The organism is Chlamydiales bacterium, assembly GCA_041395025.1.
Classification (GTDB): domain Bacteria; phylum Chlamydiota; class Chlamydiia; order Chlamydiales; family JAAKFR01; genus JAJACP01.
The window spans coordinates 404487-418084 of sequence record JAWLBH010000001.1 but is presented as its reverse complement, the minus strand read 5'-3'; the positions used below and the strand labels follow the sequence as shown (position 1 = coordinate 418084).

The window sequence follows — 13598 nt, the reverse complement described above, 5'->3', positions numbered from 1 at the left end:
GCTAAAAATAGCCCATTAGAGAATGATTAAATCTAATGGGTATTTAAATTTATTTTTCTGTATAGGACTCAGTTGCTTCAAGGGTATAGATTGTTTCAGAATAGGCATTCCATAAATCTTGATTAATTTGATTATCACGAATATTTCGAATTAACTCTCTTTTCAATGAGGGAAGAGAACGTTTAGGACTAAAGCGGGCTAAAAGATCAGTGTCACCAATTTGACGTGCGAGCGCAAGCACACGTTCAATATCTGTTCGATTAAAATGAACAAAATCTTGCCTTTTACGAGAACCACGAGGAGCTCGAGGTTTGGGCTCGATAGGAGATGGAATATCTGTATCAATAATAAATCGTTCAATTAAAGAAAAGAGTTCTGTTGGGTTTAGTTTTTTCAGTTTACGAAGTGTAAAATGATGAATATATCCTCCTTCTGAACCTGGAAGATATTTGCATAAATCATTCTCTTTTTTTCCATGAATTTTCTTAATTGCTTTTTCCATAATTTTTTTTAGATTTTCTCTGTCTTTTGCCTGGTTTTCCTTCAAGGCCATAAGTCACCTTCCTTAAATAATCTTTTGAACTTAGTAGAGATGATTAAAATAATCTCTAATTTGTTGATTAAAAATTTAAACGAGATTTTTTGATATGATTTTTTGAAATTCTATGACAAGAAAACATTTTCTGCAATACACCGAAAAAAACTTTTCTCTAATAAGGAATTTCATTTACTATCTTAGGTTTAATGATTTTAAACAGTTTATTTTATCTCTTTGCTAAACATTTAGATAGAGCTTTCTGGTAGCTTATATAGTAATTGGAGTTGATTGGATAAAAGAGGTTTAGGATGCAGAAATGCATGATGCAAAATAAAATTTTTTATAAAATGATGAATGTGGTTTTCTCTCTTATTGCTCTGTGTTTTTTTTTCATAGATAGAGGTCGAGTATTTTTTTTAAAAACTATCTGGTTATTTTCGAATATTTTGATAACATTAGGGTTACTTTTCTTAATAGGATGTTCGCAACATTCATCGGTAGAACAGACTTGGTTTAAACAAGATGGAAAGGTAAAAGTCCTAACAACGATTGCGATGATTCATGATCTTGTTCAGAAGGTTGGAGGTGACTATGTGTGTTCAGTTCCTCTAATTCGTGGAGAACTCGACCCTCATTCCTATGAGCTTGTAAAGGGAGATGATGAAAAATTTTTAACTGCAGATCTTATTTTTTACAATGGACTCGGTTTGGAACACGGACTGAGCTTAAGACAGAATTTAGAACACAATCCAAAAGCAATCGCCGTTGCTAATCCTCTTCTTGAAAAAACTCCTAATTCAATTCTGATTATTGATGGAGAGTATGATCCACATGTTTGGATGGATGTCGCCTTGTGGGTTCAAACGGTTGATCCGATTGTAGAAGCTCTTTGTAGAAAAGATCCGACTCATGCTTCTTACTATCAACAACGTGGTCAAATAATGATTGAGGAGATGAAAAAGACTGACGAAGAGATTTTCAATCTTTTGCAAACAATCCCCGAAGAAAAACGATACTTAGTGACAAGTCATGATGCCTTCAACTACTTTACATTGCATTATCTTGCAAAACCAGGTGAAAAAGATTGGGCGCTACGTTGTGAGGCTCCCGAGGGACTAGCCCCAGAGTCTCAAATGAGCGTGAATGATATTGTTTCAATTATTTCTCATGTCGAAAAGTATAACGTTCCTGTTCTGTTTCCTGAGTCAAACGTTAGCCGCGATTCTTTAAGAAAAATTGTTTCAGCTGGTTTAAAAAAAGGGCTCAAAATTCGCCTTTGTTCCCATACTCTTTACGGTGATTCAATGGGAGATGTCGGTTCTTATCTTGAAATGATCCTTCATAACGCAAAAGTTATTGCGGAGGAGCTAGAAAAATGAGTGAATCAGCTTTGATTGTGCAACAGTTATCTGTTAATTATGAAAAAACTCCTGTTTTATGGGATCTATCTTTTGCTATTCCTCAAGGGAAGCTTGTTGCAATTATTGGGCCTAATGGGGCAGGTAAAAGTACATTATTAAAAACTGCTCTTGGTCTAGTCAAACCTATTACAGGGCAAGCTATGTTTTTTGGAGCTCCACTTAAAAAAGTACGCGAGCGTGTCTCTTATGTTCCTCAACGTGAATCAGTAGATTGGGATTTTCCTATTACTGTGTTTGACCTAGTACTTATGGGACGTTATGGGAAGCTTGGGGTTTTTAAACGTCCTTCGCATAAAGATCGTGAAGATGTAAAAAAATATCTCCTTATGGTTGGTCTTGAGCCTTTTGCAAATCGTCAAATTAGTCAGCTTTCTGGAGGTCAACAGCAGAGAGCTTTTTTGGCTCGTGCTTTAATCCAAGAGGCTGATTTATATCTGATGGATGAACCCTTTACCGGGATTGATGTTTCATCAACAAAGACAATTATTGGAATTCTAAAACAGTTACGTGATCATGGAAAGACACTGTTAGTTGTTCACCATGATCTTAATTCTGTGAGTCAGATTTTTGATTGGGTAGTGTTATTGAATGTTTCTCTGGTTGGAGTAGGAAGTGTAGCATCCGTTTTTCATCCTGATATGATTCAGAAGACCTATGGAAGAGAGACACTGTTTTTTGATGAAGCCACAAAAATCTCCCAAGAAAAAAGCCATGGATTTGCGACATCATGATTGGGTTAAATATTTTTATCGATCCTGTTCTTCGTGCTCCCATTATTGGTGCAATGCTTATGTGTCTTTCTGCTTCTTTAGTTGGAGTGATTGTTTTTGTACGAAAAAGCTCTTTACTTGGGGAGGCGCTTTCTCATGCTGCCTATCCTGGCGTTACAGGAGCTATTGTATTAACTGGAATTTTATCTTTACATGAAATTCCTCCATTTTTGATCTTCTTTGGAGCTGCTTGTTCTTCTATAATTGGATTTTTTTTAATCAATTTTTTAGAAAAGAAAGTTAGAGTCTCTAGTGATGCATCTCTTTGTTTTGCTCTTGCTTTTTCTTTTGGAATTGGGATTACAATCGCAAGTTATGCTCAGAATTTCTATACCGCTCATTTTCGTCAAATCCAAAATTATCTTTATGGTCAGGTCGCAACAATGACAGATCAACATATTCTTATCTATGCAATACTTGCTTTTGTTGTCATCAGTTCAATTACGATTTTTTATAAAGAAATTCTTGCTGTTTCGTTTGATGGTTCTTTTGCTAAGACTTCGGGTATTGCATCTAGTTTGATTAATCTACTTTTTCTCTCTCTCGTAGTTGCTGCAGTGGTCATTGGAATTAGAAGTGTTGGTGTCATTCTTATGTCAGCAATGTTGATTGCTCCAGCAGCAGCAGCAAGACAATTTACAAACTATTTGTCCCGTATTTTTATTATCTCAGGCCTTTTTGGTATATTTAGTGGTTATTTTGGAACCTATCTTTCTTTAATTTTTAATGGAATACCTACTGGTCCTCTGATTGTTTTGATTTCTGGCGTCATTGCTTTTTATGCACTTTTTTTTGCTCCTGAAAGAGGATTATTCGTGCGCTATTGGCGAGCTTTAAAGTTTCGCAATCTCCAAATGCAGGAGAATTTGCTGAAATTAATTTGGAGAATAAGTATGGAGGGTAGGAAGAAGCTTTCATTTGTGTCGATTTTTAGAGAACAAGGAGCCTCTTTTTTTCAAACTTATTTACTTCTTCTTCGATTGCGTTTGCATCGTTGGTTAGAAAAAAATGGTTCGGATTATCAACTAACAATATTAGGCATAAACAAGAGTCGGCAAATTATTCGTCTTCATCGACTATGGGAGGTTTATCTTGTAAATGCCTTAGGACTTGGTGTGGAACGTGTTCATAAAAGTGCTGAAGAAATGGAACACATCCTTACCCCTGAGCTCGAGCGCGAACTGACTAAATTCTTAGATGATCCTAAGTATGATCCCCATGATCAACCAATCCCTTCAGGTCAAGAGGTAATAGATCATGGTTAATCCTTATTATGGGCAAGATTTTATTGGGTTTTTTGCTCTTTTTTTTCACCGTTTATGGAGGTTTTTATGTGGCAACCTTCCTTTAGATCATCTTGCAACGGATGAAATACAAATTGTGACCCTTGCTACAGTCGCAACTTCAGGAGCTCTTGTCGGGACCTTTTTGGTTTTAAGACGAATGACAATGTTAGCCAATGCTCTTTCTCATACGATTTTAGTGGGGATTGTTGCTGCTTATCTTATCATTCGTTTATTTGTATGCGATCCAAACCCCTCTGCTCCTCTTTCAATTCCTATTCTTTTATTAGCAGCTTTTTTAACTGGGATCATGACTACATTTCTTACTGAATTTTTAACTAGAGTCATGAAATTACAAGAGGATGCGAGTATTGGTTTGATTTTTTCCATTCTGTTTGCTTTGGGGATAGTATTCGTTACAATATTTACTCGCAATGTGCACATTGGAACTGAGCTTGTAATGGGAAATACGGATGCGCTTCAGAAAAGTGATATTCGAGGAGTCATTGCAATTTTAGTTTTGAACATAGCCTGTTTTTTTCTTTTATTTCATGGTTTTAAAATTACCACGTTTGATCCACAACTTGCGCGAGCTTTGGGGTTTTCACCAATACTGTTTAATTATTTATTAATGATGCAAACTTCGGCAACAGCAATTGGAGGGTTTCGCGCAGTTGGGGTTCTAATGATTCTTGCATTTTTTATCATGCCTACTCTTACTGCCCGCTTACTTACACATAAACTCTCAACTCTGATTTGTCTTAGTATAGTGATTGGGGTTCTAGCCTCTCTCATTGGAGTGGCCTTTTCTCGTCATTTTTTTACCATGCAAGGGGTAGGTTTATCAACAGGAGGCATTGTAGTTACACTCATGGGAACTTTTTATCTTCTACTGATTATCTTTCAACAAACAAAACATTACTTTTTAATGAAGGGATAGAGGATTTTTGAATAACAGCTCGATTTTATCATGGGTCGTTATTTGTTTGTTAAAATTTTTAAAACCATCTCTTTGTAAGAAGAGCCATTTGACAATTTCCTCAGAATAAGGTACCTTCTACAGGTTTAAAGAATTTTTAGTATGAAAAAAATTGCTTTATTTGGAAGCACAGGTTCAATTGGGACAACTACCTTAAAGATTGTTGAGCGTTTCCCAGATTTATTTGATATTTCTGTTCTGGCTGCTCATAGCAATATTGATCTTTTGACATTACAAATCCTAAAATTTCATCCGAAGCTAGTTGTTCTATTTGATGAAAAAAAATCTGCTGAGTTAAAAGCACGTTTTCCAAAACAGAAGATTCTTTTCGGAGAAGAAGGATTGCTAGAAGCAGCTGTTCATCCTCTAGTTGATTTTGTTGTGATGGCGATTGTTGGTACTGCTGCTCTTAAACCTACAGTCTATGCTCTAGAAGCAGGAAAAACAGTTGGATTAGCAAGTAAAGAAGTGATGGTAGCTGCTGGTGAATTGATCAGCCAAATCATAAAAAAAACAAATTCTCTTCTTTTACCCATTGATAGTGAGCATAGTGCAATTTTTCAATGTCTAGAAGGAAAGAACATAGCAGATGTTGAGCGTCTCATTCTCACTGCTTCAGGAGGACCATTCTTCAACCATACAAAAGAACAACTCTCAAAAATAACTGTTGAAGAGGCATTGGTACACCCAAACTGGAATATGGGTCCTAAGATCACAATTGACTCTTCAAATTTGATTAACAAGGGATTAGAAAAAATTGAAGCACGTTGGTTATTCAATATACCCGGGGAAAAAATTGAAGTTGTTATCCATCCTCAAAGCATTGTTCATAGTTTTGTTGAATTTATAGATGGATCATTATTGGCTCAAATCAGTGAACCAAATATGATTTATCCAATTCAATACGCATTGACTTATCCGGAAAGAAAAAGTAAAATTCTGCCTCCTTTTGATTTTTTTAAAAATAACAACCTGCAATTTTTTCCTCCAGATCATGAAAAATTCCCCGCGCTCTCTCTTGTGGAAGAAGCTTTGCGTATGGGAGGAAGTGCTCCTTGTTATTTGAATGCTGCTAATGAAGTTTTAGTTCATCTTTTTTTGAGGGGAAAAATTGCTTGGTTAGAAATTTTGCAAAAATTAGAAAACTTGTTAAGTGCACACCGTATTACCTATCCTAAAACCATTGAAGCTGTTTTAATGGTTGATCAGGAAGCACGAAGTGAGGCTTTGGCCATAAAAAAATAATCCTGATTTTAAAACCTTCCTACCTAGTATGAAGGATTTTTTTTCTTGTTTTTTTTGTATTTTTCAATTTGCAAAGTTATACCTTTTTCTTTGATTGAAAATCACAAGAATTTCTGAGAAAATCTCTTTAATATCAGAAAAATAAACTCAATCTTCAGGTTACTATGACAGTACTATACTTCATCCTCGCAGTGGTTTTGCTTGGAATTTTGGTTTTTATTCATGAGCTAGGTCACTATTTTGTTGCCAAAAAAATGGGAATGAATGTTGAGACTTTTGGAATTGGCTTTGGACGTCCAATTCTAAAATGGCGTTGGCAAAATGTAGATTGGCAAATTGGTTGGTTACCTTTTGGGGGATTTGTAAAAATTGCTGGAATGGAATTTGGAAAAAAAGAAAAAGAGGGATTTCAGGAACCTTATGAAATCCCAAATGGATTTTTTTCAAAAGCTCCTTGGCGTCGTATGGTTGTTGCTATTGCTGGACCTCTTGCAAATTTTATTCTAGCTTTTCTCATTTTTTTAGCTATCTGGGCAACAGGTGGACGTAATAAACCCTTCTCAGAATTTACTCAAATTGTTGGATGGGTAGACCCTAAATCTGAAATATATGCCTTAGGAGTACGTCCTGGAGATATCTTAACTGAGTATAATGGGAAAACATTTACAAATTCTAAAGATCTCATTTATGCCTCAATGCTGAGTGGCAAAGAAACGACCATTTCGGGTTATCACATTGAACATAGTCACGGAAATAAAGTTCCTTTTACTTACACTGTACAGAATTATCCATTTGTAGTCTCTTCTGAAGAGATTTTAACAACTGGAGTGACAGCTAGTGCGCGTTATCTTATCTATGATGAGTTTCCAGGTCACATACCTAACTCTATTACTGAGAAATCGCCGATGATAGAGAGTGGTATTCGTAATCAAGACCAGTTGATTTGGGCAGATGGAGAAATACTTTTTTCTATTGATCAACTCAGTTATATCTTGAATAGCCAAAAAGCGCTTTTAACAGTTCAAAGGGGAAATGACATTTTTTTAAGTCGGCAACCTCGAGTATTTGCAGGTGATTTAATTCTGCCTATTTATGTACAAAATGAGTTGATTGATTGGCAATACGAGGCGGATCTTAAGGGACAATGGCAAAATTTATATGTATTACCTTATATTGTCAATAGTGAGGGGTATATAGAAAATTTTCTTGGATTTATTGATCAAGAAAATGCACTTCAAGCTTTTCCTTCATATTCCCAATCGAGCTCTCTTGAAAAGAAACTTGAACCTGGAGACCGTATTTTAGCAATTGATAGTTATCCTGTAGAAGATGGCTATGTAATTCTAAAGCATTTACAGAGGCATCAAGTTCAGCTTATGGTTAAAAGTGGAGTGCCTATTGATGTGAACACTTCCTGGAAAAATGAGGATAAAGAATTTGAAGAACATCTTGATTACAATGCCATTCAAAGGCTTGCTCAGCAGGTAGGGATTTTAGGGTCAGAAAGAACTTTCAAGAACTTGAGATTACTTAATCCTATTAAACCAAAGCCCATTCAAGAGATTATCTTTTCAGAAGATGCACGTGAACGTGCAAATCATAAGTTTGATAAGGAAAAGGAACGTTTAGAAGCAATTCATGACCAGGAAAAACGTATCGAAGCGCTTGATTATCTAGAAAATGCTCAAAAACGACTGCTTCTTGGCATTAATCTGCAAGATCGAATTGTAAATTATAATCCCAATCCCTTTATAATGTTTGGTCATGTATTTACAGAAACATATTTAACTTTGAAAGCACTTGTGATGGGATATTTACATCCAAAATGGATCAGTGGACCAGTGGGAATTATACAAGTGATTCATCGTGGTTGGGAAATGGGAATTCCTGAAGCACTCTTTTGGATTGCGGCAGTTAGTATCAATCTTGGCTTTCTAAATTTATTACCAATCCCAGTTCTTGATGGAGGTTATATCTGCCTTGCTTTATGGGAGCAGATCACTCGTAAGCGTTTAAAAGCTAAAACAATGGAGAGATTAATTATTCCTTTTGTTGTGCTTTTAATCGGACTATTAATTTTTCTGACATTTCAGGATATTTCACGTTTATTTTAAGAAATAGAGATCGTCATGATCAATGAATCTATCTCAAAACAATAGATTTAATCCCTAATAGTTTTAATACAATTAAGAGATCTGTTCAAAAAGATAGATATGAAACTCTTAAAGAAAGCCCATTTTTACAAGATTTAATGGATCTCAACTAGAAATTACATTGTAGAATTATACATGAACATCTTAGAGGGATCTTCAGTGTTTTGATAGAATTCATCGAATAGACTACGAACTATTCGTAATATCTTTTTTTCTAAGAGTCCTTGTTGTGTGAACACATTAATTTGTTCTTCAGGATCTGATGATAATAAAAATGGAAAAGTAAACCATAAATATTTTTTTAAACTTGATGATCCTGATTCTAGATAAATAGGTCCATAAATTTGAGTTTCATAACGAGGTCCATGATCTACATCTAATAAGAAAGCTTTACAATGTATTATTCGAAATCGCATCACACAATCTTCATCAAGATCAAAGTTTTCACAAAATCCGTCTTTCAGTATTTCTAAACTTACATTTTCGATTTTCTTGAGGATGGCATTCTTTTTTTCTTCTAAATTGTTCTTTAATCGCAATGAAGAGTCGTAAGAAGGTGGGAGTGTTTTTGAGAGTGGTACACTTGGATCCATAATCGTCTCCGATATTAAAATAAATATAAGAGAGAAGAATTTAACCAATTAGGGTTTTTTTATCAGTAAAATCTATCAGTTGCAGTGAGAAAAAGTAGTGAAAACAATTATCCCTATCAAGCTATTGGATAGGCGAGAAGAGGAAGAGTAGGAAAAATAAAACGAAGTCTGTTTAAACTATTTGATTATGAAATTCTTAAATTCTAGAAAAAGCTCATTTTGATAAATGAGCTTTTTCTAGGCTTTTTTACTAATTATTTTTTTTCTTCATCTTCGATCACTTCAACCTCAGCATCTTCAATTTTTTCTTCCTCTTTTTTTGATTGAGGATGAGCTGTTTTTCCTTCAGATTGAGGAGAAGTTTTTTGATTCATAGCATTTGTTTTCATTGCTTCGCCAATTTTTTGCATCTCATGATTGAGATCATTTTTTGCAGAAGCAATTTTTTCAAGATCATTGCCTTTTAGAGCCTCACGTACCGCATCAATTTTAGCTTGTACATCTTTAGAGACTGTATCAGGAATTTTATCCTTGTGATCTTTGAGAGATTTTTCAGCTTGAAAAGCCAGGCTATCCGCTTCATTTTTCGTCTCAATTTCTTTTTTTCTTTTAAGATCTTCTTCTTTATGAAGTTCTGCATCTTTAACCATCTGTTTGATATCTTCATCACGTAGACCAGATGCAGCTTCAATACGAATTTTTTGTTCTTTTCCAGAAGATTGATCTTTTGCAGAAACGTGAAGAATTCCATTCGCATCAACATCGAAACATACTTCAATTTGAGGCACACCACGTGGTGCAGGAGGAATATCAGTCAAATCAAAAGAACCAATTTGTTTATTGTCTTTTGCCATAGGACGTTCTCCTTGAAGAACATGTATTGAAACAGCTCTTTGATTATCTTCAGCAGTTGAAAAGACTTGTTTTCTTTGAGTTGGAATAGTGGTGTTTCTTTCTACAAGAGGAGTCATGACACCGCCAAGTGTTTCAATTCCCAGGGTTAGAGGAATCACATCAAGTAGTAAAACATCTTTCACATCTCCACCAAGAACCCCTCCTTGAATCGCAGCGCCAAGTGCAACTACTTCATCAGGATTGACTCCTTTATGAGGATCACGTTTAAAAATTTCTTTTACCAAATTTTGCACAGCAGGCATACGTGACATTCCGCCTACAAGTAATACATCATGTACTTGATCAGGTGTCATACCCGCATCTTTTAAAGCTTTTAGACAAGGTTCACGTATTTGTTCGATCAGTCCATGGGTCAATGATTCTAATTTAGAACGTGTAAGCGTCAGAGATAAATGTTTTGGACCACTTGCATCCATCGTAATAAATGGTTGATTAATCTCTGTAGAAGGAACCCCAGAAAGTTCAATTTTTGCTTTTTCTGCTGCATCTCTTAGGCGTTGTAAAGCCATTTTGTCTTTACTAAGATCAATTTCTTGTTCTTTTTGAAATTCATCAAGCATCCACCCAATAATAGCATTATCAAAATCATCTCCACCGAGATGAGTATCTCCGTTAGTAGCAAGTACTTCAAACACTCCTTCTCCAATTTCAAGGATGGAAATATCGAAGGTCCCTCCTCCTAGGTCAAAAACTGCAATTTTTTTATCTCCACTTTTATCAAGGCCGTAAGCAAGGGCAGCAGCTGTTGGTTCAGGAATAATCCGTTTGACATCCAAGCCAGCAATACGTCCTGCATCTCGTGTTGAAGCACGTTGTGAATCATTAAAATAAGCAGGTACTGTGACAACAGCTTCAGTGACTTTTTCTCCTAAATAGGCCTCAGCTGTCTCTTTCATTTTAATAAGAATTTGGGCTCCAATCTCTTCGGGTGTCAGTTTTTTTCCATCAACCTCAAAAACAGCATCTCCTCTATCATTAGAGGTTACTTTAAATGGTACAGTTTTAATTTCAGACTCGACTTCACCATATTTGCGTCCAATGAAGCGCTTTGTAGAGCAAAGAGTTCGGTCGGGATTAGTGACAGCTTGCCGTTTTGCAGGAATTCCTACCAACCGTTCATCACCTTTGAAGGCAACCACGGAAGGTGTAGTACGACCACCTTCAGCAGAAGCAATAACTTTAGCTTGACCTCCTTCCATCACTGCAACGCAGGAGTTAGTCGTTCCAAGATCGATTCCAATAATTTTTCCTTTCTTTTGTGCCATAGGTCTATCCTTCTTGTTTTGTATCTATATCTTTTTTATTGACAGGGGGAGCTTTTGTCACTTTTACACGGGCAACGCGTATAGGACGATTTCCTATCTTATAGCCACGAACAAATTCTTCTATAATCACTCCCGGTTTGTAATCTGCGGTTTCTTCCATTTCTACTGCTTCATGTAAATGAGGATCAAAAGACTCTCCAATCGAACGATATTGTTCAACACCATGATTACTAAGAATTTGTTGAAACTGGCCTAAAAGCATTTTGAATCCAGCAGCCCAATTCTGTACTTCTTCAGACATGTTTTCAGCAAATTCTAATGCTTTTTCAAGATTGTCTAAAGGATGTAGAAAGTCAGAGAGAATATTTTCAACTGCATACTTAGTTAAATCTTCTCTTTCTTTCTGCATTCTCTTACGAGCGTTTTCTGAATCGGCTAGTACTCGTAAATATTTTTCTTGAGCTTCTTTTAGATGTTTTTTTAGCTCTTCTATTTCTTCTTGTGGTAGGCTTTCTGTGTTCTCTTCTTTTATCTTTTCTCTCAGTTGTTGATTTTTCTCTTCAGACATGATTACTCCTTGATTTCCAATAAATGTTGTGCTGTCTGTTTGATATAAGGTGCTATGCTTCTTGGATGACGGAGAGAAATTTTAAATTTTAGAAAGCTCTTTTTCAAAGAGTTACTTAAATTCTTAGAGAATAGTTGCATAGTTCCAAATAATTTTCGGTAAGGCATTCGACAAGGCCCTAAAATTCCAATCGCTCCAGCAATTGTTTCTCCTACACGATAGGGAATAGCAATAACAGAACAGCCTTCTGCAGCTGCAGCATAGGGAGTGAGGTCGCTTCCAATCCAATAACGTAAACAACCTGTCCGAACACAGTCACTTAAAAGAAGTCGCATATGGGATGGATTTTCAAAAAGTGATAGGCCTGTTGCAAGAGCAATCGGATCATTAAATTCTGGGTAGGAAAGGAGGGTCGAAAAACCTGTTCTAAAAATATCTTCGTCACTAAAGTTAGAATACCGAACCAGGTAACGGACCATAATTTCATTAGAATAGTTTTGTGCGATGATTTTTTCTTCTTCAGTCAGATCATTAGGTTTTTTCCCACCTTTAATGCGCCATTGAATTTGTGATTCAATTTTTTTTATTGAAAATAAACTGAGTTTTTTATTTAAAGGAAGAATTTCTGTAAGAATTTGTCCAAAATCAGTAATCATAACACAAAGTAGTCGGTCATTATTGACATTAACAAGCTTAATATCCTGAATAAAGTCATAGTCAAAACGCACTGACGAGAAAAAGACGGCATATCCTGTAAGTTCACTTAATTTTTCAGCATTTTTTTGCAAAAAACGTGTCAAGTCACGAGATTCACTCACTTCGGGTTCTTCGTATTCTTTTTCCAATTCCGAGGCTGAATCTAAGGAAAAGAGCGCTTCTTGAGCGTATAATCTAAACGCTTCATTTGTAGGAATTCGCCCTCCTGAAGAATGTGGTTGATGTAGAAGTCCTTGTTTTTCCATTTCAACAAAATAATTACGAATTGTAGCTGAACTCAATCCTTGAAAGCCACTTTCTTTTAAAGTATTCGATCCAATAGACTTTCCTGTTTTTAGGTAAAGTTCAATCAATCCTATTAAAACACTAAAGGCTCGAGACTCTTTCTTTGATGATTTTTTGATCATGGAAACGATTATAAATAAAACTGGCTAGAGAATCAAGTTTTTTAGCACTCACATGTTTTGAGTGCTGGTTTTTTCTTTATTTAACTATTAAAAATATTTTTTATAAAAAAAGATTACATATTTAATTATTTTTTAATAAAACAATAAACTTTTAAATTTACTTTATTTTTTATCTAAAATGATATTAAATATTAGGTATTTATGAATGATCTTCGCATTCACTCCTCTCAAGAAAAATCATGTTTTTGCTCATTTACTGCTATTAATCATAGGCTAGCTCAAGAGGAGAAGAAAAAAAGAATCACGAAAATTATCATTGGAGTATTTGCATTTCTTTTTCTGACTGGATCCATAGTGATGATCGCAAGTAATCTAAGAATTCATCCAGCCACTTTCATCATGGGTGGTGTTGGGGTAATTTTGGGAATTGTCCTTATCATTCTTTTCAGACAATTTAAAAGCAATAGATTATCTCCTGAAATGTATCTAAGAAATTTAGTTCCTCAATTTGAGGATCAAGGTCAAAGGTTTGAAAAACCACAAGAACAAGATCAGGATAAGTGCGAATTAGATAATTTAACGCTTAATATGTCTTTAAAAGCTAAACAAAAATTTCTCAACTGTTTAGATGAAAATTGTCAACTAACTAAGATACCATTATTTCAAAATGCAAAAGACATAGTGAAAGATGAAATTGAGCTAGAGAAAGGATTTGAAAGATAAAGGATATATACAATCCCATCC

The 13598-nt window shown here is 35.3% G+C and carries 12 protein-coding genes; 7 read left to right on the top strand and 5 right to left on the bottom strand.

The window, feature by feature from the left end:
- Positions 1 to 49: 49 nt before the first annotated feature.
- The gene (locus tag R3E91_01875; GenBank protein ID MEZ5314948.1) at positions 50 to 553 is read right to left on the bottom strand and encodes a hypothetical protein; all 504 of its coding nucleotides are present in this window, start codon (positions 551 to 553) and stop codon (positions 50 to 52) included.
- 305 nt (positions 554 to 858) lie between these two features.
- On the opposite strand from R3E91_01875, the gene R3E91_01870 reads away from it, so the two are divergent.
- The 6 genes from R3E91_01870 to R3E91_01845 all read left to right on the top strand — a co-directional run bounded on the left by R3E91_01870 (position 859) and on the right by R3E91_01845 (position 8350).
- Positions 859 to 1917 carry a zinc ABC transporter substrate-binding protein gene (locus R3E91_01870; GenBank protein MEZ5314947.1) on the top strand — a complete coding sequence of 353 codons (1059 nt, stop codon included), beginning with the start codon at positions 859 to 861 and terminating at the stop codon, positions 1915 to 1917.
- Positions 1914 to 2690, top strand: coding sequence for an ABC transporter ATP-binding protein (locus R3E91_01865; protein MEZ5314946.1), 777 nt, complete (start codon positions 1914 to 1916; stop codon positions 2688 to 2690). The genes R3E91_01870 and R3E91_01865 overlap by 4 nt, the downstream gene beginning before the upstream one ends.
- Positions 2687 to 3994, top strand: coding sequence for an iron chelate uptake ABC transporter family permease subunit (locus R3E91_01860; GenBank protein ID MEZ5314945.1), 1308 nt, complete (start codon positions 2687 to 2689; stop codon positions 3992 to 3994). The genes R3E91_01865 and R3E91_01860 overlap by 4 nt, the downstream gene beginning before the upstream one ends.
- On the top strand, positions 3987 to 4952 hold the full coding sequence (locus tag R3E91_01855) for a metal ABC transporter permease (GenBank protein ID MEZ5314944.1): 966 nt from the start codon (positions 3987 to 3989) through the stop codon (positions 4950 to 4952). The genes R3E91_01860 and R3E91_01855 overlap by 8 nt, the downstream gene beginning before the upstream one ends.
- Before the next feature lie 141 nt (positions 4953 to 5093).
- Entirely contained in the window at positions 5094 to 6236 is a 1143-nt protein-coding gene (gene dxr / locus R3E91_01850) for a 1-deoxy-D-xylulose-5-phosphate reductoisomerase (GenBank protein ID MEZ5314943.1), read from the top strand.
- A 164-nt stretch (positions 6237 to 6400) separates the two neighbouring features.
- Positions 6401 to 8350: a site-2 protease family protein gene (locus tag R3E91_01845; GenBank protein ID MEZ5314942.1), complete on the top strand. Its 1950-nt coding sequence runs from the start codon at positions 6401 to 6403 to the stop codon at positions 8348 to 8350.
- A 155-nt stretch (positions 8351 to 8505) separates the two neighbouring features.
- On the opposite strand, the gene R3E91_01840 is transcribed toward R3E91_01845, so the two are convergent.
- From R3E91_01840 to hrcA, 4 genes are all read right to left on the bottom strand, one after another.
- A complete protein-coding gene (locus R3E91_01840; protein ID MEZ5314941.1) occupies positions 8506 to 8982 on the bottom strand; it encodes a hypothetical protein in 477 nt (158 codons plus the stop codon).
- 254 nt (positions 8983 to 9236) lie between these two features.
- On the bottom strand, positions 9237 to 11162 hold the full coding sequence (gene dnaK / locus R3E91_01835) for a molecular chaperone DnaK (protein ID MEZ5314940.1): 1926 nt from the start codon (positions 11160 to 11162) through the stop codon (positions 9237 to 9239).
- Between the two features lie 4 nt (positions 11163 to 11166).
- The gene (gene grpE, locus R3E91_01830) at positions 11167 to 11730 is read right to left on the bottom strand and encodes a nucleotide exchange factor GrpE (protein ID MEZ5314939.1); all 564 of its coding nucleotides are present in this window, start codon (positions 11728 to 11730) and stop codon (positions 11167 to 11169) included.
- A 2-nt stretch (positions 11731 to 11732) separates the two neighbouring features.
- Positions 11733 to 12854, bottom strand: coding sequence for a heat-inducible transcriptional repressor HrcA (gene hrcA, locus R3E91_01825; GenBank protein MEZ5314938.1), 1122 nt, complete (start codon positions 12852 to 12854; stop codon positions 11733 to 11735).
- Positions 12855 to 13055: 201 nt separating this feature from the next.
- Here hrcA and R3E91_01820 point away from each other — a divergent pair, with 201 nt between their 5' ends.
- Positions 13056 to 13577: a hypothetical protein gene (locus R3E91_01820; protein ID MEZ5314937.1), complete on the top strand. Its 522-nt coding sequence runs from the start codon at positions 13056 to 13058 to the stop codon at positions 13575 to 13577.
- The last annotated feature ends 21 nt before the right edge of the window (positions 13578 to 13598 follow it).